The organism is Blastococcus saxobsidens, assembly GCF_010682065.1.
Taxonomy (GTDB): domain Bacteria; phylum Actinomycetota; class Actinomycetes; order Mycobacteriales; family Geodermatophilaceae; genus Blastococcus; species Blastococcus saxobsidens_B.
On the sequence record NZ_JAAGWG010000075.1, the window covers coordinates 1 to 572 of the forward strand.

Annotated in this window: 1 rRNA gene; it reads right to left on the reverse strand. The window is 72.4% G+C overall.

Annotated features, from left to right (window positions below):
- Positions 1-496: 496 nt before the first annotated feature.
- Positions 497-572, reverse strand: a 5S ribosomal RNA gene (rrf, locus tag GCU60_RS22345); the annotation flags it as partial.

Genomic DNA, 572 nt, shown 5'->3' on the forward strand with positions numbered 1-572 from the left:
CAGTCACCACGGGGACGGTCACCCTGCGGACGGTCGGAACGCTGCGGACGGTCACCCGAGGGGCGACGGTCCTGCCATCCGCCGCGATCGTCGCGCGATGTGCCGCCCCGGTTGGCGCCGGCGTCACGACGGGGTCCTCCGCCGGAGGATCCACCCCGCTCCTGGAAGTACCGGGCGTCGCGGTCGCTCTGCGGACGGGTCGGTCGGTCGGCGCTACCCGAGCCACCCCGCCCGCCGGCTGCCCCGCGCTGCGCTCCGCCGGGTCGTCCAGATGCGCCGTTGGGCCGCTGCGCACGGGCGCCTGGACGGCCGGATCCGGATCCGGGGCGGCCACCGCCGGAGCCGCGCGGGCCGTCGGAACCGCGTCGCGGAGTAGTCATGTGTTCGGGGTACCTCTTCGAATAGCGGCGCACTCGCACAAGCCGCCGAAAGCTGCAGACAGGACAACGCGAACGGGGGCCAGAGCCAAAGGCTCTGACCCCCGTTCGTAATGGTTGTCCGGCGGTGTCCTACTCTCCCACCCCGTCTCCAGGGCAGTACCATCGGCGCTGAGAGGCTTAGCTTCCGGGTTC